Source organism: Spirosoma sp. KUDC1026 (assembly GCF_013375035.1).
Taxonomy (GTDB): Bacteria; Bacteroidota; Bacteroidia; order Cytophagales; family Spirosomataceae; genus Spirosoma.
Window position 1 is genome coordinate 4,167,631 of record NZ_CP056032.1, and the last position, 23,839, is coordinate 4,191,469.

The following is a 23,839-nucleotide window of genomic DNA, read 5'->3' on the forward strand; positions in this document are numbered from 1 at the left end:
GTTACGGTTCAGCCACCATCGTTGATTTGCTCAGCACTTTTCGTACTTCCGGCGCCACTTTCGTACCGAACAGTTCGATCGCGTTCATGACGTTAGTGTGTTCCTGCGTATCGCTGCCGATGAGCTGCGCCAAGTAGCGAGTATTGCCGAACAGTTCGTGGAAATACAGAATTTTATCAATTACCTGCTGCGGACTACCCACCATTAACGGGCCGTGTTCCCGCAGGTATTCGAACTGATCGCGACCCAGCGGTGGCCAACCCCGCTCCTTTCCAACGCGGTTCATCATGGCCGCGTAGAACGGATAAAACTCGTTGGCGGCCTTCTGCGAATCGTCGGCAATGTAGAAGTGGGAGTTAACTGCCAGCGGCAGCTGACTCACGTTGTGACCCGCCTGCCGCGCCGACTGCCGGAATAGACTCACCAGCGGTACAAACCGGTCGGGCGTACCACCCAGCAGGGCCACCGTCATGGGCAGATTCAGCGTTCCCGCCCGCACTGCCGACGCGGGCGTACCACCCACCGCCAGCCAGATGGGCAGTTTGGGCTGGATGGGTCGGGGATACACACCCAAGCCCGAAATTGACGCACGTTGCTTACCCTGCCAGGTTACTGTTTCCTGCTGATTGATAGTGAGTAACAGGTCCAGCTTTTCGGTAAAGAGTTCGTTGTAATCGTTAAGGTCGTAGCCAAACAGCGGGAACGATTCGATGAACGAGCCCCGACCGGCCATAATCTCGGCCCGTCCATTAGACACCAGATCCAGCGTGGCAAAGTTCTGAAACACCCGCACCGGATCAGCCGAGCTCAGTACGGTTACCGAACTCGACAGGCGAATGTGTTTGGTTAACGCGGCAGCGGCAGATAGGATGACTTCGGGAGCCGACACGACGTAGTCCGGCCGGTGGTGCTCGCCCAGCGCAAATACGTCAAGCCCAACCTGATCGGCCAGTTTTATTTCGTCCAGCAGTTGCTGTACCCGCTGGTGCGCATGAACGGCTTTACCCGATACGCCATCGGGTATGACTTCGCCAAAGCTACTGATCCCTAGTTCCATACTATCGATTCGATTACAGATTAACGTAACGCACGGCTGGTCCTGTTTTGCTGAGCAGGCCGCGATTTTAACCGATCTCTATTTGCAAAGGCATCGGCGATTGGGCTACTTTAAAAACGCAGCAGCGTTTATGCTGACAAGTCCGGCGAACGGGCAATTGGTTCCATTACGCTCCGCGCGCAGTTAATCACGACTTCAAACCCTCGTTAATACCATGCACAATGATTCCGGAAGACGGCAGTTTTTAACTACCCTAACCAAAGCGGCAGGCGTTTCTTTACTGATCGACACCCCATTTATGAGCCAGGCCTCTCCCGGCCACGCGGCCCCCATGACCGTAGGGCAGGTGATGGACCTGATTTTAAAGAAAATTCCTGACGCACCCTTTCCAAAAACGGTCGATACGCTGAAATCGGGCTCGGCCTCGCAAACCGTGACGGGCATTATTACGACCATGTTTACAACCATGGACGTAATTGAAAAAGCCATTGCCGCTAAAGCGAACTTTATCATCGCGCACGAACCCACATTCTACAACCACGCTGATGAAACGGACTGGCTGAAAAATGACGCTGTATTTCAGAAGAAACAGGCTCTGCTAGATAAGCACAACATTGCCGTCTGGCGTTTCCACGATTACTGGCACGCGCACCAACCCGATGGGATATATACCGGCATGCTATCGGCGCTGAGTTGGGAGAAGTACGTTGACAAAAATGACCCACGGCTGCTCATTATGCCCGCTACGCCCCTGCATCAAATCATTACTCACGCCAAGCAGAAGCTGGGCATCAAACAGGTACGTATCGTCGGCGACCGGAATCAGTCCTGCCAGCGGGTGCTGCTGATGCCGGGGGCCTCAGGCGGACGCAACCAGATTGCGGCAATTGAACGCACGAAACCGGATGTGATTCTTTGCGGGGAGGTCAGTGAGTGGGAAACGCCCGAATACGTCCGCGATGCGCGCCAGCAGGGAGCGAAGTTGTCGCTGGTGGTGCTGGGGCACGTCCTGAGCGAAGCGGCTGGTATGGAATGGCTCGTTTCCTGGCTCAAACCCCAGCTGCCGGGAATGCCCATCAGCTACGTGCCGTCGGAGAATCCGTTCAGTTATGAGTGATTGGCCATTTACTTAATTTCCCATAAACAGAGCTAGCCTTCGCGAAGGCTAGCTCTGTTTATAGTCACGGTTTATTAGAATGAAGGCTACTTCTGTCCGATCTGAACCGCCTGCCCATCCCGGATTTCTTCGGTGGCGGTCCGGACGATGGCGATACCCGGCTGTAGGTCACCGAAGACCTCGACCAGCGAATCGACCACGTTGCCTTTCTGCACCGATACCCATTGTGCTCGGTTGTCGCGCACCCGAATCACAAACTGTTTCTCGCTCGAACTCACGACCGACGTAGTGGGCACGAACAACGTTTTGGCGGACCGCTCAATGGGCAGCGTCACCTCAGCATACATCCCGGCTTTCAGTTCGTGGCTGGCATTGTTTACATCAAACTCGGCCAACATCGCCCGGTTCGCTTCTACCAGGCTCTCAGCCGACCGCGCCAGCCGGGCGTTGAACCGGCGCTCGGGCATGGCGTTCACCGTAAAAGCAACTGCACTCTGGGCTTTCAGTTGGTTGGCGAAGCTTTCGGGAATGGCGACGGTCAGACGCAGGGTTCGGTTGTCTTCCAGCACAAATAGTGGTTTGCCGCTATCCCCCGCCCCGACCAGCGCGCCGGGACTAATGTTCCGTTCGATCACAACACCATCAAACGGGGCCGTGATCGTCAGATACTGCCGCAGTTCGCGCTTGGCCTGTAGGTTCGACTGGGCGGCCTGTACGCTGCCCCGTGCCACGGCTACCGTCGCACTATCGGCCTGCATTCGGGCGTGGGCCTGATCCAGTTCGTTCAGTGACACGGCTCCTTCCATCTTAGCCGTCTGCACCATCCGCTGATACGTTAGGCGGCTGGCGCGGGCGCGGGTAGTTTGTTCGGTCAGAGTGGCCTCCTGAGCCTGTACCTGCGCCTGGGCCTGGCTCAGCTCCGACAGGACTTCGGGCGCATCGAGCCGGGCCAACACCTGTCCTTTCCGGACAACAGTGCCCCGATCAACGGCAATCTCGCGCACGAATCCTTTTACTTTGGCGTACATATTTACCCGATTCCAGGGTTTCAGTTCGCCCGGCAGCGTGACCTGTTTACTAGGCTGAAGTGACTGTACGGTCGTAACGGCCACCGTCTGTACGGCAGGTTCTGATTTAGCGGGTTTGTTGTCGCTGCTGGCGGTTGAGCAGGCCGTCAGGATCACGGTAGCCGACGCTGCGGCTATCGATGCTGATCCGATAAATGTCAAAAACGGTTTCATGATAATACAGGTTGGCTAGATGGCAGGCTATAGGCTGTGACTCAGCTTGGGTTGTTCCTGGTGATAGAATTTACTGTCGGGATCTTCCGGGTCGAGCGATACGGACTGAGTCGTGGCTTTGGACTGGAGTTGGGTAAACACGCAGGGCAAAATCAGCAGCGACGCCAGCGTAGACGTAATCAGCCCACCAATAACGGCCTGACCCAGCGGAGCGATCTGATCGCCACCTTCGCCAAGTCCCGACGCCATCGGTATCATCCCGGCAATCATGGCAATACTGGTCATCAGAATCGGACGAATCCGGCTGTTAGCGGCCAGGACGGCGGCCCGGCGCGGCTCGCCAACCTCCAGGCGCAGGTTTTCGGCGTTAGTGACCATCAGAATGGCGTTGGCGACGGATACCCCCACCGACATAATCAGGCCCATGTACGATTGCAGGTTCAGCGTGGCTCCGCAGGCCAGCAGCATCAACAGCGACCCGGCTACCACCGCCGGAATAGCCGCCAGGATGACGAGCGACAATTTGAACGACTGGTAATTGGCCGCCAGCAACAGGAAGATAATGACGATGGCGACGAGCAGACCCGTTTGCAGACTGCTCAGCGTCTCGGTCAGCAGGTTGGTTTGCCCACCCAGTTCAACCAACACCCCACGTGGGGGATCTCCGGCTTCTTTGATCGCTAACTCCACGGCTTTGCGGGCCGAACCAAGGTCTTTATTCTGCAGGTTAGCCGTAATCGTTACCAGTCGGTTCGGTCCGGCGCGATCGTATTCACCAGGAGCCGTTCCTTCCGAAAACGTCGCTACGTCCGATAGGAGCGGATGCATATCGCCACTTTTCAGCGGAATATTGCCAATGTCGCTGGTACTGCGCATCTGGTACTCCGGAATCTGCACCTGCACCTGATAGGCCAGCCCTTTCGACTCATCAAGCCACAGGTTTTTGTCCGTAAAGCGGCTGGACGACGTAGCGGCTACCATCGACCGGGCGACCTGTGTGGAGGTGACCCCCAGTTGACCGGCCCGTTCGCGGTTCATCGTTACGTTCAGTACCGGATATGAGAGCGGCTGCGCAATTTGTACATCGCGTAGGAAATCAATGTTCAGCATGCGCTCCCGGATTTTGTTGGCGAACTTTCCCGCTTCAGCCAGATCCTTTGCCGCGACCGTCACCTCAATGGGCGTCGACGCGCCCTGGCTCATGATTTTTTCCGTCAGCTCGATTGGTTCAAACGAGATACTGGCGTTTGGTAGAGCTTTGGCAATTTTCGCCCGAAGCTCCTCCTTTAGGTTGTCCATCTTCACCGGGTACTCTTCATTCAGCGACACCTGCAACACGGACTCGTGGGGACCGCTGTTGAATACGAAGATGTTGGACGTACCGTAGCTGGACGGCACCGTACCGACGTAGGCCGAGGAGATTTCTACATTCTCTTTTCCCACAGTTTCCTTGATAATATCCAGCGTTTTCAGCGTCGCCATCTCGGTGCGTTCCACCCGCGTGCCGTCGGGGATCCGCAGCCGCATCTGGAACTGGTGACTGTTGCCATGCGGCAGAATGTCGGTTCCAATCACGAGAAAACAGACGACAATAACAGCCAGACTCCCGACCAGATACCCACCGACAACCAGCCCCCGGCGGTTCAGAATTTTTTCGAGCGCAGCTGAGTAGCGCTGTTTGAATTTATCGAAACCCGTTGGTTCAGCAGCGGGCCGTTCCGCTTCAATCATGTGCCGCTCCCGTTCGTCGAGGGCCAGCGTCGGCGCTTCGTGGTGGGGATGGCTCTTCAACAGCCAGTTGGCCAGCACCGGTACGAAGGTCTGCGAGAGCAGGAATGACGCAATCATGGCGAAACCGACGGACAACGACAACGGTAGAAACATCGAACGGGGCACGCCACTCATGACAAACGCGGGCGCGAACACCGCCAGAATAGCCAGCAGAATCAGAAATTCCGGAGAGACAATCTCCTTACAGGCATCCCAGATCGCAACGGCTTTCGGTCGGCCCATCTCCAGGTGCTGGTGAATATTTTCGATCGTCACCGTGGCCTGATCGACCAGAATCCCGATAGCCAGCGCCAGCCCCGACAGGGTCATAATGTTGATCGTCTGTCCACACAAATTCAGCATAATCACAGCCGATAGAATCGAGATCGGGATGGTCACGACCACAATGATCACACTGCGCCAGTCGCGTAAGAAAAGCAGTACCATCAATCCCGTCAGTACGGCCCCCAGAATCCCTTCCGTCACGAGGCTTTTCAGCGCATTCGTTACGTACACAGACTGGTCAAATTCGTAAGAAATGTTTACGTCCTCGGGCACGGCCGCCCGTAGCTCGGGCATGGCTTTGCGAATGTTATTCACCACGTCCAGCGTCGACGCGTCCGATTTCTTAACGACCGGAATGTACACCGCCCGACGACCGTTGACCAGGGCGTAACTAACCGTTACGTCGGCCCCATCTTCAACCGTCCCCACGTCCCGCACGAAGACGGTCGGACCAGAGCCCACCCGAATCGGGATGTTCAGGAAATCCTCCGGTTTCTTCACCAGTGAATTGACGGGCGTCATCAGCGTTTTGTCGCCAATGCGAATGTTCCCGGCGGGTGATGGCTGGTTGTTGGTTACGATGGCCTTGATCACCTCTTCGGGTGTAAGCTGGTAACTACGCACCCGTTGCGGGTCGACTTTCACGATCACTGTCCGTTGGTTTCCGCCAAAGGGGGGCGGACTGGATACGCCTTCAATGCGGGAGAACATAGGCCGCACCCGCGACGACGCATAATCCTGAATTTCGTTCAGCGACCGGCTGGGACTTTCAAACACCAGTTGGCCAACCGGCACCGAACTGGCATCGAAGCGGACGACCTGGGGCGGCACGGTTCCTTCGGGCATGTACGCTTTCGCCCGCGATACGTTGTTGGCCACTTCGGCGGCCGCCTGCGCCATGTCGGTACCGGGATAGAACGAAAGCTTAATCAGGGACAAGCCCTGAATGGTTTTTACGTTGATGTCGCGGATCCCGGACACGTACAGGAAGTGATCCTGGTAACGCGTGGCGATAAAGCCATCCATCTGATCGGGGGCCATCCCGCCGTAGGGCTGCACCACGTAGATCGTCGGTAAGTCAAGATTCGGGAAAATATCCACCGGAATCGTGAACAGCGACATCACCGAAAAGAAGAGAAGTCCCATGACCGCGACCACCACCGAGATGGGCTTGCGCAGGGCGGAACGAATGATGTTATACATACCTGTTTCGCGGGTTAGTTATTGACTTGATTCATGAATAGGGAGAGATCGCCATCGGCGGCCGCTTTCAGGAGCAGATAGCGCCATACGTTGCTGACCGCTACATAGCCATCGACCTCGGCCCGGTTGAGCATTAGCACACTTTGCAGCAGCGTCGGCAAGTCCGTCAGGCCATTCTGGTAGCGCGACTTGGCCTGGTTGTACGCCTGACGGGCGGCCTGCAACTGGACCGGAGCCTGCCGGGCCTGCGCCAGCGCCACCTGGTACTGCGTTTCGGCTTCCTGGTACTGGCGGTTAATTCGCAGTTCCTGTTCATTGTACAACTGCCGGAACCGATCGACCTGGAACAGATCACTTTTGTAGCTATGCCGCACCTGGAGGAGGTTTGTCAGGTTCCAGCGGGCCACAATCCCTACGAGGTAGTTGGATGTCTGGTAGCCCAGTCCATTGATTGGATTGTTCAGGAATAATTCGCCCTGGTTGGCAAAACCGGAGCCCCGCAGCCAGCCCGTGCCCATCAGCGAAATAGTGGGAAGCTTGGCCCGGTTTGTCGCCACGGAACGGGCCGTGGCCAGGTTGATCTGTGACTGGAATAACCGGAGCACCGGATTCTTCGGTGAAATCGAATCACCAGCTAACGTAGCGGTTGGCAGGACGGCGTAAAACCGCATGCTATCCACCCGTAGATTCGGCTGGACCAGTCCCGTTAGCTCCGACAGCCGGAGCCGCTGCACTTGCTCCTGCTGCTGGCTTTGTAGGAGCAACAAGCGGGCGCGTACGGATTCTGCCGTAGCCAGCGAACTATCAACGCCCGCCCGCATCCCCGACCGTACGCCGGAGTCGACCACGCGTTTGAACGTCTCGGCCCGGTCCAGGTTTGACTGCTGAATCTGGACGAGCTTCTGGTTGATCAGCAGCAGCAGATAGGCATCAATCGTCCGGACCTGCTGCTGAAACAGTTCGTTTTCGTAGTCCACTTCGCTACGTTGCCGATCGGCGTCGGCCACCGCGATGTTGGCTTTGATACGTCCGAACGAAATAGCGCGCCAGTCAATCGTGGCGCTGGTAAAGCTTCCGAAACCGCCCTGAAATACGTTCTGTGCCCGTACCCCACCGGATACCGATGCGCCAATGCCATCGTTGGGAAAGAATCCGCCGTTGAGGCTGTTGCTGGTGCCGTAGTTGTACTGATCCTGGACGGTAACAATGGGTAACAACTCAACCCGGCTGGCCTGTGCCCGTTGCTGAGCACTGCTGATCTCAGCCTGCTTGGCTTTCAGGAACGGATACTGACGGGTACTCTGCTCAACTACCTGGTTCAGATTCAGGGATTGGCCTGACGCATGCATGGCCAGCAATCCCGCCCCCAGTACCAGCAGGCATCTCGTCGCTTTTCGGGGAACGGTGCGTATTAATCGTGTTTGATCCATCGGCAACAACGTACCCGGACCTGCTCTGGCTCACGGATACGATGCAGGCAAAACACGAACTCAAATTTGGAAACATTTGGGAATAAGCTGCCATAGACAATAGATACAGCCTACTTTTCAACGGAAAGCAGCTTTTTTAACGGGATTTTTACCCCTTTTCTTTCATACTTCCTGCAGATACGCGTTTCGGTCAGTACGACTGAAAAACCAAACGCTACGGTTTTGGCACCGTAATACTGGATGTCCAGGTCCAGTCGGGTGGGTTGACGTTCAGCAGATGTTTGACGAAGAAGTCGCGCCGTTTGTGTTCGCCGTAGTCACCGCCCAGCGAATGTCCCATGCCCGGCACCATCAGGAAATCAAAGTTTTTGTTCGCCTTGATCAGCGCGTTGATAAACTGATACGTCGACGACGGATCGACGTTATCGTCCAGCTCGCCCAGAATCAGCAGAAGCTTGCCCTGTAGTTTGGCCGCGTCGGTCGTGTTGGACGATTCGGCGTAGTGCGGCCCAATCGGGTAGCCCATCCACTGCTCGTTCCACCACATTTTGTCCATCCGGTTGTCGTGGCAACCCGAGGAGGAAACGGCCACTTTGTAGAAGTCCGGGTAGTGCAGCAAGGCCCCCGCCGAACTCTGTCCACCCGCCGAGTTGCCCCAGATACCCACCCGACTCAGGTCCATGTAGGGGTAGCGCTTGGCGGCTGATTTCATCCAGGCAATTCGGTCAGGGAACCCGCTGTCTTTCAAATCTTTCCAGCACACATTATGGAACGCCTTCGATCGGTTTGAGGTCCCCATACCGTCCATCTGCACGACGATGAATCCTAATTCGGCCATTTCGTGTAACGAACCCCGCGAGTCGGTCACGAAGCTTTTGGGCACAAACGAATCATGCGGCCCGGCGTAGATGTATTCAATAACGGGGTACGTCTTCTTGGGATCGAAGTTCGACGGGCGAACGATAATCCCCCAGATATCGGTCTTGCCGTCGCGCCCTTTGGCCGTGAACACTTCTGTCTTTTGCCAGCCCGTCGCCAGCAATGGCTTGATGTCGGCCTTTTCCAGTTCCATCAGCACCTTCCCGGTCGACGTCTGACGTAACACGGTCACAGGAGGTTCATCAACGCGCGAATAGCTATCGACAACGTATTGATAATCGTCCGAGAAGTACGTCCGATGGTTGCCGTTCTCGCGGGTCAGGGGCGTCAGGCCGGAACCGTCGAAATTGACGCGATACAACTGGATGAAGTACGGATCTTGACCAGCTTCGCGCCCGCTGCCTTCGAACAGAATTATCCGATTGGCCTCATCGACGTGCACTACTCTCCGCACAACCCACTCCCCTTCCGTAATCTGATTTTTTAGTTTTCCAGTGCCGTCGTACAGATACAGGTGGTTCCAGCCGTCACGCTCCGACGCCCAGATCAGTTCCTTGCCATCAGCAACGTCGTAGCGGTAATTCTTGCCACTGTAATTGATAAACGTCTTACTGGTTTCCTCGATCAGCGGCTTGATGGCTCCGGTGGTGTTCATCTCAAAAACGCTGTATCGCTGATGCCCCCGCTGGTTGTATTCGAACGTAACAGCCCGGCTGTCCTTACGCCACTGGGGCGTGGTGAGGTTATACTGATTATCGATCAGCGCAATTGGGGCGGTAAGTTGTTGCTTGCTGTCGACAAGAAACAGCGTCGGTGTCCGCTGCGGCAGGGCATCCCCCGGTTTGAGGTACGAACGCGTCTGCAATTTGGGCTGTAATTGATCAGTCGGTGAGGATTCAATCAGGTAAATTAGGTGCGGTGTATTCGCCCGGATTTTATTGACTACCAGCTTTTTCGAATCCGGCGACCACATCAGCCTACTCGAATAGTACTCCCCTTCCGACCCGTCGAAGCTCAGCGCCGTTTCCGGTGCCGACGAGCGCGTTGAGCGAATGTATACGTTGTAATTTTTTATGTAGGCGGTGTAGGCCCCATCCGGCGATGGCACCGGCCGCCCGTCACGTTCATCACTTTGCCCACCCCAATAGCGTGAAGCGGCTGGCTTCGTTACGTCCTTGATTTTGCACTGATACGTATCAAACGGGCAGCTAATCAGCGAATCGCCGATTTTGAACGACACCTCGTCGGCTTTCAGCGTAATCTCCGAGAAAGGCAGTTGGTAAGGCGAGACAGTTTTGCCCGTCAGTTGTCCAAGCGACTGCGCCAGTCGGGCCTGATCGAAGGCCGGTTCTTTCACTTGCCGCCCCGCATCAACTTTCGTAAATTCCTTGCCCTTAGCTGTCGTCTGGACGTACCAGAACATAGAGCTGTTCGGCAGCCACTGCACCCGCTCCGGCGCGTTGTAGACCTTATTCTGAAAGGCCCCGTTCAGGCGTTCGGCCCGCTGGTAATCAGCCAGCTTCCCCTGCCCCCGGCTTCCCAGCGGCAGCAATGCAATCAACAACGCGAAACAACTAAAGCGAAGGGGCAATAAGGAAGTAGAAACAGGCATGGGCAGTTGGATGGAGGTGATGCTGCCTTAAATATAGGATAAACTGCCGTTTGGTAAATAGTAAAGGGGGATTAGCAGGGTATGCATATATGTTAAAAGTCCTTTATTAATATGCATTAGAGTTAAGCGTTCGTTTCGATCACTTACTACCACTTACCTGTCAATCAACCAGTTGATAGTAGGTGATTTTGCGCGTAATTGTCTGTTGAATGGTCTGGCCAAAGCTGGATGTGTTTATGGGCTTCGTGTGATAAGTCGTACTCGCCTAACAGACCGAATAGTATGTTCCCTATTCAGCCATTGTTCCATAGGCCAAACGCCCAAAACGGACGAACTTGAACATCAAATTCGGGCATCGGTTGACAAGCTCACCGTCCCGACAAAGCAACCAAAACTCTTGTGCCATTATGAAACAGCTAAACTTCCGGTCATACACGCTCAAGTATTCCCCCTTTTTTGCGTTTGGCTGGTTTGTCGTAATGCTATGGGGAAACGGGCAGATGCTGATCGACGCGTTCCATCATCAGCCTGTTATCCTGAAAGGTTTAAGTGGCGTAAAATTGTCGCTTTTACTTGTTGAGGGAGTCGTTCTGCTTGGTTGCTCGTTGGTAGTCGGCATTGGTACAGCGTTTATCGGCTGGATGTTTTTACAGGGGCGATCGAAACCAACTAATACGCTTCGCATGGGGTAACTTTCGGGCAATTGGTAATGGGCGCATCAGGCAAAAAATATCTTCTATAAATTGACTTACCTGCGAAAAGAAATCTGCCCCAAAAGGACGAGTTTTAACCTTTTCATGTCCGGATTTCTACTCACAAGATAAAGACTGTATGAGTCAGACATAAAAGTAAAGGGAGTGCCGTACTAAAGTTTATTTTTTCAACTAATTTCTAATTTGCTTCAATGAAAAAACCTGTTTACCATTTCTTTTTAATTCACGCTGCTTTTTTGTTTTTATTTTCGGCCTGTACCTCTGATTCAGTAGATCGTTCCCCATCCAGATGCCTTATTAGTAAACAAACATCGCTACAGTCTACTTCCTCAGCAAATGGTAAAGAGGTTGAGATCGATGGTAAAAAATACACGGTTAGTGTTACCTATGATTACGCGTATAAATACGATAATGAAAACAGATTGATACAAACGGATAGCTATGAATACAATCGTAATCCCCTAAACGACACGTATAAGTACAGCTACCCTCATCCTGATACGTTGGTAAGCCTAGCTCCTAATAAGAACATATATATCCTAAATGCGCAAGGGGCTATCATTAAATTGATTGGTTCAAAAAATCAGTACCTATACGATTCTGACGGTTTTCAGACGAAAATAGTCATTGCCGGTTTTATAATAAAACGCACAGTAATGAACGAAAATATAGTCACAGAAGCCGTTGAATATGACGGGGGCAGAAGTGTTTATACGTACGATTATGATCTGGCAAAACAGAATCTACCTACCGTATCCATGCAGTGGGGTAAACAAAGTAAGAATTTATTAATACGGGAAAAAAGAGTTGATTTTGATTCGTTCGGAAAGCAACATCCAGGAGATTACATTATTAATTATCAGTATAAGTACGATCAGGAAGGTCGAGTTATACGTAAATATTACCAAGATCCCGTACAATCAACATCTATACATCTTGTTGATTATCAATACCAGTGTCAATAGGTATCTTTATCAACTTACGCACGCATTAACAAACCAATGAGTTAGTATGCCTTTTCGGGGTAATTCAGCCGTTTAGTTGACATTATTCGATAAAGAACAGGTAAGTTGAGGGTTTGTGTCAGCTCCGCATAGTCCATTTTAGGAGCGACAGGCAGCGCATCCTCCAAGACGGTTCCAGCCTCACCAACATATTTGGAAAGGCGTAGGTATGTGCCTTTGAGTCAGCCGGATTTAACGCTTCATGCCGGTTAAAACACAATCGTAAGCCAACTACTCAACAGATCGTTATGAAACTAGCTGTTTTTGGAGCCACGGGCGGAACAGGTCGCGAACTGATTCTACAAGCCCTTGACAGAGGCCATGAAGTTACGGCAATTGTTCGTCGTCCCGAAGCCTTTACGCTAACCCATGCGCGCCTACGCACAGAAATGGGCGACGTTATGAAGCCGGATTCATTCGCTCCCGCTCTCCAGCATCAGGACGCTGTTCTGTCAGTCATTGGTAAGAACAGCTTGAAACCTATGACGTTTTACCGCCAGTCAGCTCGCAATATTGTCGATCAAATGAATAAAGCTGGCGTTCAGCGGTTGGTTTGTCTCACCAGCATCGGTGTTCTGACCAAACCAGTTGGCCCCTTGTTGTATGTCTGGCTGATTAAGCCACTGCTCAGGAACATCTATGACGATATGCGGCATATGGAGCAGACGATACTGGACAGCAATTTGGCCTGGACGATTGTGCGTCCGTCTTTCCTGTTTGATGGAAAACGACTGGGTCGGTACCGCGTAGGATCATCGGGTGAGTTAGCCCATGCAAACAGGATTTCGCGGGCTGATCTGGCAAGTTGCCTTTTAGATCAGCTTGACAACCAAGAGAACCGGCAAAAAACTATTGCCGTTGCCTATTAAACCGGAGTAGAGAATCAGGCCCAATAAAGGCAGGAACTTTAGTGGCTGAGTATGTTATTGATTGCCCCGCGCTGTTCCCAATCGGGCAACAGACGGCGGGTTTTCCAAAGACAGCCGTACAACCTACCCGGCAGCGACAAAGACTGTCGGGTTCAGCCCCGATTTGCCTAGTAAAACGGAAAATCCATTCCGTCAGCCAGTCCCCGCATCAGAATCAGAAAACTCGACAGACGACTGTAGTTCAAATCCTGTTGATACTTTTTTCATCTCTCGAAAAATACATCCATCTCTCCCAAATTTCCACCTACCGGAAAAGTAAAAACGGATAGTTCCTCCCTTTCGAGAAAAGCGTACACCCGGATGATCAACGTACTGATTGTCAACAAGCCGGTGTTTGTTTTTTTCCTTTAACCAGCATGCTACGATGAAAGCATCAAGACGGAATTTCTTACAGTCACTGGGGGTCGGAGTGGCAGGTTTGGGTGTATCCCAGCAAACCGTTGCGTCAGCTCCTCGCCCACCGAAAGCGCCCAAGCCATCGGCCGATGAACAGGTCCTGTTCGTGGGCGATACCATTGCGATTGCCAATACGGAACACGGCAAGGTCAGGGGGTTTATTCTGCGCGGTGTTCATCAGTTTTTGGGCATTCCCTATGGAGCGGATACATCGGGCAAGAACCGGTTCATGCCCCCGCAAAAGCCTACGCCCTGGACGGACGTTCGTCCGGCGCTCTGGTGGGGCAACACCGCCCCCCAGATTATGGACAAGCGCTACGCCAACCCTTATGCGTCCTTTGTTGACCATTGGAACTACGACGACGTATCGGAAGACTGTCTGAAGCTGAACGTGTGGACACCGGCCCTGGATTCGCAGAAACGCCCGGTGGTGGTCTGGCTGCACGGTGGTGGGTTTGTCAACGGCAACGGCATTGAGCAGGACGGCTACCACGGCGAAAACCTGTCGCGCCTGGGCAACCTCGTTTTCTGTTCGCTCAACCACCGACTCGGGTCACTAGGCTACACCCAGCTTCAGGCAGCCGGGGGCCATGCCGCATCGGGCAACGTCGGCAATCTGGATATGGTGGCGGCTCTGGAATGGGTTAAAAACAACATCGCTAATTTCGGCGGAGACCCCAACAACGTAACCATCATCGGACAGTCGGGCGGTGGTGCCAAAGTGACTACGCTAATGAATATGCCCTCGGCGAAAGGGTTGTTTCACAAAGCTGTGGCGCTAAGCGGCAGTTCGCTGGCGGGCGTCAACAAAGAATACGCAAATAAGCTGGGACTGAACGTAATGGAAGAGGCTGGTCTGAAACCCGGTGAGATTGACAAACTTCAGCAGATTCCGTGGCGGCAATATATCGACATCGCCAATCGGGCCGCGGAGAAAACAGCCGATGAGGCCAAACGACTCAACCTCCAGCGGGGTGGCTTTTCACCCGTCGCCGATGGTACCTACCTGAACGGCGGCCCCTTCTTCGCCGACGCCAGTCACTTTTCGGCCGACGTTCCGCTACTGGTCTGCTCGACCTTCCACGAGCAAAGCCCAAGCCGGACCGATGCCGCTTTAGAGAACATTTCGATAGCGGAGGTGAAAGAAAAGCTGAAGCCTCGTTTTGGCGATAAATCCGGCGAGATTGTGGACGCTTACGCCAAGAATTTCCCCAAGGCCCGGCCTATTGAGATCTGGTCGCTAGTGATGTCAAACCGCAAGAATGCTATTGCTGCGGCCGACGCGAAAGCCTCGCAGCAGAAAGCCCCCGTTTACCTGGCCTGGTTCGGCTGGCAGCCACCGCTGTTTGATGGTCGGATGCGGGCTTTTCACTGCGACGATATCTGTTTCTGGTTTTACAATACCGATCTGATGCTTACCCACACGGGGGGCGGCAAACGGCCGAGAACTTTGTCGGAGAAGATGGCAAACTCGTTTATCAGCTTTGTTAAAACCGGCAATCCAAACGGGGGCGGTTTACCCAACTGGAAACCCTACACCAGTCAAAACGGGGAGACGATGATTCTGGACGACAGCCCCATGCTGGTTAACGACCCCGACCGGGAAGCACGTAAAGCACTGGCTTAGGGTGGCTTTACGTTGATTTTACCGGGCCAGAAAGGCTCATAAGGGCAGGCGAACCTATCTGCTCTTGTGAGCCTTTCCTATTGGTGGGTACGTATGATTTAGTACACTGTAATTTTAAGTTTTATGGCATTTCTGTCGTTCCGAGGAACGAGGAATCTTCGGTAGCAGAGCGCTTTAGCTCCCTTAGCCGGAGATTCCTCGTTCCTCGGAATGACAGAAAACTCAATTTACACTGTAGTTAGTTTTCTGTTTTCCCAGCAGATGACCTCTTATCAAAACTACAGGTTGGCTTTATTTTATTGATGATTTTCTCCTCAGTGATAAAACACGAACGTCAATTTTCTAACTTTCACCCTGCCGTATTGACTTATTCATCGCCGTCACATGGACATCCTTCACACCGCAGCCCTGGCCGTGATTGGGCTTATTGCCCTTCTTCACCTTTATATTCTTTGGCTGGAAATGTTCGCCTGGACCAGTCGTGGTCCAAACGTGTTCAAAAGCCTTCCTGTCGATCTGTTTCCGGCCACTAAAACGTTGGCGGCCAATCAAGGTTTGTACAACGGCTTTCTGGCGGCCGGCCTTATCTGGTCGCTCCTGATCAGCGACCCGGCCTGGCAACGTAACGTCGCTTATTTCTTTCTGGGGTGTGTCGCCGTAGCAGGCCTGTACGGGGCCGCGACCGCGGGTCGGCGAATTCTGTTTGTGCAGACATTACCGGCGCTGCTGGCGCTGGTGTTGCTGTTCTTATCCAAGTAGCACTAGTGTACTAGCGTTCGGCAAGTCAGCAACGCCAACCGCCTGATCAGTTGCTACGTGTTTATCTTCCCAAAACGGTATTGATCAACTCCATAATCGGCGTTTTGATACGTACCCAGAGACTCGTCACTTTCTCGACCCGCTCCAGGCTGCTGTCGAAACTCCCCGCCGGGTCAGCTTCGATTGTGTCGCCGACCTTGCTGCTCAATCGGATCAACCAGGCAATAAGCTGAATGATAAAATCACCGACGAAGGCAATTGCTGCGTAAACACTTTCTGACCGTTTCAATAATCCGATTCCTCCGGCAGCCACTACGTCAGGGGCAAACAGGCAGGCTAACAGGAAACCCACTAGCCAGCCGGCCAGGCTGGAGCGCAAAGGCAACTGAGGCCGCGCAAAGCGGATCACAAACGCGCCCGCAGCGGCCGCCAGCCAGTTGCCGGCGTTCAAAGCTGGCTGGAAGTAGGTCGTCACCCAGTCGGTTAATTCCACTAGTTCAACCAGGTAATCGTAAACGCGTTGAAACCCTGTCATCATGCCCCTCCTTTCTGCTTTACTTATCCTGCATAGTTATAAACTAGATTCAAGGTGAATAGTTCAAATGAACTAATTAAAACTTTATTGAACTATATTTGTTGACATAGCTAGCCAACTGACCACCGTCATGAATGATAAATCAGCCCGATTAGTCCAGGTACGCGAATTTTTTGGACTCAACCCGAAACAGTTTGCGGATAAATTAGGTGAGAATTCGTCGAACTATTACCAGATGGAATCGGGTAACCGACGAATAGGTAAGCATAAATCAAACGAACTAATTGCCCGTCTTAATTTAAACCCCATCTGGTGGGAAACGGGACAGGGAGATATGTTTATGCCGTCGGGCACCGTTGACGTAAAGGCGGTCAATGATGACCTGTATACAGGCCTTGCTTTGCCGTACTACCCGGTGCCGGTGCAGGGGAGTTTCAATGAAATGTCGGACCCAGAATCGAATTACGGCGCGGCCGAGCAGATCAGAGTGATTATCAGACGAGGAGAAAACGTTGATCGCAACGTCGTATTTGAAGTGGACGGGGATAGCATGGCCCCTAAATACTCGCGCGGCACCAAGATTCGGTGTAAGCTGGTCCATCCCGGCGACTGGGAGTACCTGTCATCGGGTGTGTACGCCATCAGTTACGGCGACTCATTTGTCGTTAAACGTATCAAAGACAACGACCTCTCCACCAAGGGCGTTTTAGTATTGCACTCCGACAACCCGCTTGTGGGCGGCAGTACCCCCGTCCCTGCCGATCAGATCCGGCATATCTGGAAAGTGCTGCGGATTATAGATTCACCGGCGGATTGACTACAATTCACGGCTGCAAAGCCTTTCCTTGCCCTTACTTCCTAAGAAGCTGTTTAACGCTTTGCGGCTAAAGCGATTAGCTCAAACAGCTTCCTGAGATCATAACGTCTAAAAATCACTAACGTGGTTTGTTAAACTGCACCTAAACTATAAAACTGCTTCCGGAGCAGTAGCAAGGGTATCGACTGCTCACAAACCAACCGTAATGAAGGCGGATACTTATTTCAGATAGCCTGTTTAGGCAGTAGGTACAGTAAGGAAATATAATCTACTGATTAAAAGTTAATTAATATACACATTTAGAAAATCAAACCATAAATTCATTAAGTATTATTACTCAGCATTATTTATACAATCCTCTTCACTATGCACTTCTTACTCACCTTCGTTTGTTTCTGGTTTTTATTTGCCGGGACGATGGTATTCATCAAAAAGAACCCGGATCTCATTCGTTCTTATTCTTTTCTAACACACTTGGGTAAACGACGCAGACGCAAAAAGAAAATTAAGGTAGTTCACAAATCGGTTTCCACTCCCGTACCCACCCTTCGTCCCCAGTTTAGCTGATACTTGCCTGCACTCGAACTCTGTTACGTTGAGAACGTACTAAAACAACCCCCTGGTTGATGATTGATTGTCAAATACTTACAGATTAGTGCCGAGGCCATCATAGCCTACCCGTATTATCTGCCTGCACCTATCACCTACTTTATGAAGCAATTGCACTATTTGACCTCCCTCTGCATGGTGTTATTGACGATTCTTCTTGCCTGCCGGGAGACTATTACCGTACAACCTCTGCCAGAATCTGCTAAGCCCCTCAGCCTGACAGGCGATTACCTGATTACTGGGACAACCAGTTATACTATTGATGGCGCAACGAGTTCTGAACCTCTGTCGGGTACATTGAGCGTTTTCTCCGATGAAACAGGAAAACGCTATTTTTTCAGCGAGAAGACGAAGAACAGTAAGATCAATTTTCTAACCAATCATTCGAATGGTAGCTTCGGCATCGAAACGGTTCAGGATTTTGCCAAGGTAGGTAATACGACCTATTACGGAAATTCCGATAATAACTCAAAAGGAACAGCCGGTAAGGGTACTATTCAGTACGATCGGTACGCAAACCCCCAAAGTGTTGGTATCACGTCTCCGGATGGAGAGCGAATAACATTCAGCAAGAAAATACGTAAGCATGTTAATGTTATAGCCGCCAAGATTGACTAATAAGCGCTGCAAGTGTTTTCCTTGATTTTATACAAGCAATTTGCGGCCAATAAAGCAGGTAGGGGCTTTTTTGTGTGGTCAGGAAGTAAATTGTCTGGATTCAACTTCCTGTGCGTTTGACCCGTTGACATCAGTTACAGCAACATCCTTTGACTTTCTGCTGACATAAGGTTGTCACCAGGATTCAGCTACTTTGCAGCAGTGATCGACTGATGTTTCCCTGTTAAACCCCAGCGCCGATGAAACTGCATACAACCAACTACATCAATACATTTATCGAAGTGGCCGACGATAGTCCGGCTCTGCAGGGCGAAATTCCGCCCCGTAAAGACGGCACCCTCTCAATTGCGACCCGGCAGTTTGACTTGATACGCGAGAACCCGTACCAATTTACCTCCGACGATGTGCTGTTTGCTATCCATGCTCAGAAAAATGACCTCGCAGACAGTGAACATCCGGAAGCCAGACAACAGTTTTTTTCAAAAGGTCAGGCCTGTTTTCGTTCGTCACCGCTGACCAAGCGTTACGGCTGGGGCGTTCACAGCAATGAGGCCGGAAAGATTGCCCTTTACGCTATCGACTCCGCAGAATATACCCGGCTGGCCAACGACGCTACGCTCAAACACGTAAAAGCAATGCGATCGAAAAGGGCATAGTATGGCTCTTTACCCCTGGATTGTCGACGGATCAGTACGTTACCAGCGGATAACCTCGTAGGTACCTATCGGCAGACCGTACGTCTAATCGGCGGTGAACCTGGTTTTAACTTTTCAACGTGGATAGGCCAGTAGAACAAAACTGGCGCAGTTTTACATTTGCCCAGTCAGGAAAACCAAAATTGGGCTATGGCTGCGTTATTAGAATCCGGCCGGTCCGGTCTTTTCTGCAGACGTCTATCGTGGTACAATGAACAAACTTCGCCTGCTTGCTTCCATCCTGAGTCCTTCTCTGCTTATTCTTGTCTGCAGCGGTCTGCTTATCTCGTGCGCCAGCCAGAAAACGAACCTCTACGATAAGGAACTTGCCAGGTTGAGGAATACGGCGAAGGGTACGTTGTCCAGCCAGATCGATGAATTTAACGCGTACACAAATCGCCCCCCGTCCGACGGGCCGTTCAACGCCACCAACAACAAAGCGTTTTTGCTGGCAAACATACCACTCTTCAGTAGCTCGGATAGTGCCCTCGCCAAGGTGTATAATTACCGGTGGTGGATGATCAGCAAGCATTTGAAGGAGTACGACGACCCGGCGGATAAGCAACGGTACTGGGTAGTTACCGAGTTCTTTGGCGTGAAACCATGGGCCTCACTGAGCGGGGCCATCACCTGCCCGGCCGGTCACCAGTTTTACGATGTACGGTGGCTGAGGGACGATAAATTCTTGAAATCCTACGCCGATTATTTTATGCAGGGCTCTGCCTCGCGCCTACCCCAGCGGGAGAACGGCAATTTTCTGACGTATCTGAGCCGCCCCGAAAGTCACCACTTTTCGAGCTGGATGGTCAACGGTATTGAAGCATTTCTGAAAATCCACCCCGATAGACAGTGGCTTCACAGCCGGTTGCCTGCCCTGGAGAAACACCAGCAGGTCTGGGATAGCCTGTTTACGGTGAAGGTGCCAGCCGCCAAAACCGCGGGCATGTATAAAATTCTTGACCTGTACGACGGCATGGAATTCAGCCTCTCGGCCGTACTGGGCCTTATTGAAAGCCAGGGAGCCTACAGCCTGTACACGAAAGACAACTGGCGAAATTATTACCTGGGCTGGGGCACGACAGCTAATGCCGAACGATCGGAGCAGGCCAAGCAATATCCCACGGCTTTTCGAAAAGGATACCCCGATTTTTACCTGGTTCGGCCGTCGGTCAATAGTTACGCGTACGGCAATCTGCAGGCGCTGGCGAATCTCTACCAGATTGATGAAGCCAGTACCCTGTCGAACAGCCAGGCAGGCAAAGCAGCTTACTACTCCTCAAGAGCTGAAGCTATCCGGCAGAAGGTACTGGACGTACTCTGGCAGAAAGACGACCAGTTTTTCACTACGTACAGCGCGGGCGACAACCAGTTTGGGATTCGCGATTACCAGGCCAGAGTTCGGGAATCGGTTGGCTATACGCCCTGGTATTTTAACCTGATACCGACCAGGAACTACACTGCCTATAGCCGGGCCTGGGATATGTTTTCTTCGCGGAACGGCTTTTACAACGTAGCGGGTATGACCACCGCCGAGCAGCAGCACCCGTACTATAACGAACAGGCCTATGCCTGGAATGGCCGCGGCTGGCCATTCGAAAACTCGGTGGTTTACAAAGGATACGCCAACTACCTGCGCAACTACAAACGGACGAGCACGCTCGCCGAGCGACAACTACTCTATGATTATATTGATAAACTGGCCCGAATGCACGGGACCGATCAGCTTAACATCGGTGAGTGGTATATTCCCAGCAACGGAAAAACGTTTGGCGGTGAGTCCGACTATTTTCATTCAACTTTTCCCGATATTATCATTGAGGACCTGATCGGCTTCAAATCCTCCCTGGACAATACGTTTTCGATTGCCCCCCTGGTGCCTGAGGATAAATGGGACTCGTTTTACCTGGGCAATATCCGCTACCACGGCCATGATGTTGATATCGTCTGGAAGCGGGACTGGCAGCCTGATAAACCGGGGAATCAACCCCAGCTATGCATCTGGGTCGACAGCAGGCTGGTTGCCAGTCAGCCTGCACTCCATAACGAGCTTACAGTCCGATTGCCCTGACCGGGTTCAGGAGTATACTGGCTGGCGGTTTCGGGTCTGGTTAGCTTCCGCTAAATAGCCAGAGTCGACTGACCGGGACCCAATTAAGTCTGGTAGACACCCTAGTCGGACAGTTAGCAAACCAGAGGTGTTAAAATCCAATAATGACTTCAGTACGTATGTCTTTTCACAACAAACTAGTGAATCTACATGCATCATATTCGATTAATAGATTTAATCGATAGAATTATTTATTTGTCAGGAGAAGCCAACTACACCCGCGTTCATTTCCTCCAGGATAAAGACCTGATTGTGTGCAAAACCCTAAGTCAGTGCGTCGATCAGCTTCCCGGCTTTATCCGTCTTCATAAACAGCACGCCATCAATCCCCGGTTTCTTAAAAGGGTGACTATTGTGGATTCAAAGTCCGCACACGTCCTCATCGGCGATAAACAGCTACCCATCAGCCGGCGACGCCTGAAAGACGTAATGGAGCAAATCTGGCAGAGTAATGCATTGAGCAGTGAATAAACCAGTTGCACCAGTTCTGTTGATCGGCTATCAGGATAGGACGTATAGCTAAGCGATGAATCGTTGGCGACAGCATCGACAAACGGCAAACGAGAGGTCCGCCAGCGTGTCACAGGAAGCCAGCAATACCAACCCCCGTCGCCCTACAGGCTTCTATTCCGATACTGCCCGCTCAATGCGGACCGTAGCGGATGTGGTTAACGGATTGGCGGTACCCACCTGAATGGGCAGAATGGCAACCATCGATCTAGCTTCCAGCGACTGGGGCAGAGTAACGTGTTCCGTACCAATCCGGTGATAGTGGGCATCGTAATAATCAAAGCGAACCTGTATCTGCCGGTAGCCGTGCTCACGGGAGGTGTTGGTTATTGAAAAGGTATGTTCGTTACGTTGAATGCCAGTTCTGTTACCTGCTGGCTGGGGCTTCCAGGATATCCGGTCAACCAACAGGTCCCGAACGGCATCCGGCTTGCTTTGATACGAAGGTTTACTTTTTTGGCATGAGACGGCAACAAGGATGAAAAACAGGTAGCTTATTTTTAGAGGGTTCATACATGCTGGCTTATCAATTATTACTGGTCTCGCCCGGCACAAAGATCAGCTGGTTTTGGCGCGAAAGATCACCAATATTACGTAGTTAAGCCAGTTGTCCGTTGCTATATCCGGCTTTACTGCCATGCACATACAACTCAGGGAGCCTAGTAAAAAGCTGGAGGCATTAACTGAAGACGAGTTTGCCTGTGTACTCTCCCACTTTAAGCTGGTATTTTCCCGTTCATCATCCAGGAAGGCCAACTCGCCCGGCGTCAGACTTTTTTTAACCAGACTCAAACTACCCTGTTGCTGGAATGCCTGTTCGAACCCTGATAGTTGAGCTGGAAGCGACCGTTGTCAGATAAATAGTAACAGTCCGAACAAATAGCTTCGCGGTTTTACGCCCATCAACGTTCCTGGAATTGGGTAAGCATATCCCTATCGTTTCGTCTAGCAGCCGGAAGAGTGGACAAACGGTGGGTCTGGACACTAACTTTATCAACTACTATACACATCCCATTCCAACCCTTTTCGTCCTGCTTCGGTCTTCATCACAAAAGACCAATCCATGAGAATCGTACAGTGGAGTTTATTTTTTCTTGTCGGGATACTGGGCTGCTCAACGTCTACGCCAGATCCAACACCGGGCAGTAATGCCTATGCGCATTTGAATGGTCAGGCCTGGAGTGGCATCATCAATGCCTGGCAAAGCAATGCAAACAGCGGATCATGTACAGTAAACACAGTCAATTTGTCCATTCAAAATAAGCAACCTTATCCCAAAGCACGTATGCTGGCTCCGGCCTTTTGCGCAGGTTACTGTGGGGATCAGTCGCTCTCGTTTACCCATATCCCCCTGGCGACCGGCACGTACCCCCTCTCGGCGCATCAACCCTGTCCCACTACGCCCAAACAGGTAGGCGTGAGCTTTACTACCTTGTCTGGGGGCGACATACTTCTTGATACCTACAAAATTGATTCGACTCAACAGGGCAGGCTTACCATTACCCGGTATGATTCGAAGCACAGAGAGATTGAGGGGATATTCGACGTAACGCTACGGCGGGTCAACACAAGACAGGTTACCTCCGATGCAGCCGAAGTCCTTCAGTTTCGACAGGGAAATTTCTGGGCCAAACTGCCTTAGTCGGCGATACATCAGCCGTTCAAAGCAGCCTTTTCGCAGTTAAAGACGATGCGACGTACCAATTTCCTGCCGTTTATGGTGTTGGTAGCTCTTGTCGCTCCATTTGTGAATTTGTTCAGCCTGAAAAATTCGCCCAGCGCTTCCCCAGGATATGGACTTATCTACTATATCATTTGGCTAGCCCATTACTTTTAGGTTATGGTTTTACCACCTATTCGTATCAACAGCATCGCGTACTGGCCTAGATCGCCTTTGCCATAGGAAGTTGTTTAATCCCTACGCTG

Annotated in this window: 19 protein-coding genes; 12 read left to right on the forward strand and 7 right to left on the reverse strand. The window is 52.0% G+C overall.

Annotation, left to right across the window (positions count from 1 at the left end; genetic code table 11):
• Position 1: 1 nt before the first annotated feature.
• A complete protein-coding gene (locus tag HU175_RS17425) occupies positions 2-1,057 on the reverse strand; it encodes an LLM class flavin-dependent oxidoreductase (RefSeq protein WP_176567802.1) in 1,056 nt (351 codons plus the stop codon).
• Positions 1,058-1,271: 214 nt separating this feature from the next.
• Between HU175_RS17425 and HU175_RS17430 the strand changes: the two genes are divergently transcribed.
• Complete coding sequence (locus HU175_RS17430; protein ID WP_176567803.1) at positions 1,272-2,174, forward strand: Nif3-like dinuclear metal center hexameric protein; 903 nt, start codon at positions 1,272-1,274, stop codon at positions 2,172-2,174.
• An 86-nt stretch (positions 2,175-2,260) separates the two neighbouring features.
• Here the strand turns inward: HU175_RS17430 and HU175_RS17435 are convergent, their stop codons facing one another.
• From HU175_RS17435 to HU175_RS17450, 4 genes are all read right to left on the reverse strand, one after another.
• Positions 2,261-3,415, reverse strand: a complete 1,155-nt coding sequence (locus HU175_RS17435; protein WP_176567804.1) for an efflux RND transporter periplasmic adaptor subunit — start codon at positions 3,413-3,415, stop codon at positions 2,261-2,263.
• A 27-nt stretch (positions 3,416-3,442) separates the two neighbouring features.
• A complete protein-coding gene (locus tag HU175_RS17440) occupies positions 3,443-6,673 on the reverse strand; it encodes an efflux RND transporter permease subunit (protein ID WP_176567805.1) in 3,231 nt (1,076 codons plus the stop codon).
• 14 nt (positions 6,674-6,687) lie between these two features.
• Complete coding sequence (locus HU175_RS17445) at positions 6,688-8,103, reverse strand: TolC family protein (protein WP_176567806.1); 1,416 nt, start codon at positions 8,101-8,103, stop codon at positions 6,688-6,690.
• A gap of 214 nt (positions 8,104-8,317) precedes the next feature.
• On the reverse strand, positions 8,318-10,594 hold the full coding sequence (locus HU175_RS17450) for a S9 family peptidase (protein WP_176567807.1): 2,277 nt from the start codon (positions 10,592-10,594) through the stop codon (positions 8,318-8,320).
• A 407-nt stretch (positions 10,595-11,001) separates the two neighbouring features.
• On the opposite strand from HU175_RS17450, the gene HU175_RS17455 reads away from it, so the two are divergent.
• From HU175_RS17455 to HU175_RS17475, 5 genes are all read left to right on the forward strand, one after another.
• Positions 11,002-11,286, forward strand: coding sequence for a hypothetical protein (locus tag HU175_RS17455; RefSeq protein WP_176567808.1), 285 nt, complete (start codon positions 11,002-11,004; stop codon positions 11,284-11,286).
• Positions 11,287-11,498: 212 nt separating this feature from the next.
• Complete coding sequence (locus HU175_RS17460) at positions 11,499-12,272, forward strand: hypothetical protein (protein ID WP_176567809.1); 774 nt, start codon at positions 11,499-11,501, stop codon at positions 12,270-12,272.
• A 287-nt stretch (positions 12,273-12,559) separates the two neighbouring features.
• Complete coding sequence (locus tag HU175_RS17465; protein ID WP_176567810.1) at positions 12,560-13,180, forward strand: NAD(P)-dependent oxidoreductase; 621 nt, start codon at positions 12,560-12,562, stop codon at positions 13,178-13,180.
• A 424-nt stretch (positions 13,181-13,604) separates the two neighbouring features.
• Complete coding sequence (locus tag HU175_RS17470) at positions 13,605-15,263, forward strand: carboxylesterase/lipase family protein (protein ID WP_176567811.1); 1,659 nt, start codon at positions 13,605-13,607, stop codon at positions 15,261-15,263.
• 384 nt (positions 15,264-15,647) lie between these two features.
• The gene (locus tag HU175_RS17475) at positions 15,648-16,022 is read left to right on the forward strand and encodes a DUF1304 domain-containing protein (RefSeq protein ID WP_176567812.1); all 375 of its coding nucleotides are present in this window, start codon (positions 15,648-15,650) and stop codon (positions 16,020-16,022) included.
• Between the two features lie 61 nt (positions 16,023-16,083).
• Here HU175_RS17475 and HU175_RS17480 read toward each other — a convergent pair whose 3' ends face one another.
• Positions 16,084-16,560, reverse strand: coding sequence for a CvpA family protein (locus HU175_RS17480; protein WP_176567813.1), 477 nt, complete (start codon positions 16,558-16,560; stop codon positions 16,084-16,086).
• 127 nt (positions 16,561-16,687) lie between these two features.
• Between HU175_RS17480 and HU175_RS17485 the strand changes: the two genes are divergently transcribed.
• The 5 genes from HU175_RS17485 to HU175_RS17505 all read left to right on the forward strand — a co-directional run bounded on the left by HU175_RS17485 (position 16,688) and on the right by HU175_RS17505 (position 21,874).
• On the forward strand, positions 16,688-17,374 hold the full coding sequence (locus tag HU175_RS17485) for a helix-turn-helix transcriptional regulator (protein ID WP_176567814.1): 687 nt from the start codon (positions 16,688-16,690) through the stop codon (positions 17,372-17,374).
• Positions 17,375-18,085: 711 nt separating this feature from the next.
• Positions 18,086-18,601, forward strand: coding sequence for a hypothetical protein (locus HU175_RS17490; protein ID WP_176567815.1), 516 nt, complete (start codon positions 18,086-18,088; stop codon positions 18,599-18,601).
• Between the two features lie 239 nt (positions 18,602-18,840).
• Positions 18,841-19,257, forward strand: a complete 417-nt coding sequence (locus HU175_RS17495) for a DUF6157 family protein (protein WP_176567816.1) — start codon at positions 18,841-18,843, stop codon at positions 19,255-19,257.
• Positions 19,258-19,507: 250 nt separating this feature from the next.
• On the forward strand, positions 19,508-21,364 hold the full coding sequence (locus HU175_RS17500; protein ID WP_218037003.1) for an MGH1-like glycoside hydrolase domain-containing protein: 1,857 nt from the start codon (positions 19,508-19,510) through the stop codon (positions 21,362-21,364).
• Between the two features lie 189 nt (positions 21,365-21,553).
• Positions 21,554-21,874, forward strand: coding sequence for a LytTR family DNA-binding domain-containing protein (locus HU175_RS17505; protein WP_176567817.1), 321 nt, complete (start codon positions 21,554-21,556; stop codon positions 21,872-21,874).
• A gap of 153 nt (positions 21,875-22,027) precedes the next feature.
• Here HU175_RS17505 and HU175_RS17510 read toward each other — a convergent pair whose 3' ends face one another.
• Positions 22,028-22,426: a hypothetical protein gene (locus tag HU175_RS17510; protein ID WP_176567818.1), complete on the reverse strand. Its 399-nt coding sequence runs from the start codon at positions 22,424-22,426 to the stop codon at positions 22,028-22,030.
• Positions 22,427-22,976: 550 nt separating this feature from the next.
• Here HU175_RS17510 and HU175_RS17515 point away from each other — a divergent pair.
• Positions 22,977-23,555, forward strand: a complete 579-nt coding sequence (locus HU175_RS17515; RefSeq protein WP_176567819.1) for a hypothetical protein — start codon at positions 22,977-22,979, stop codon at positions 23,553-23,555.
• Positions 23,556-23,839: the final 284 nt, after the last annotated feature.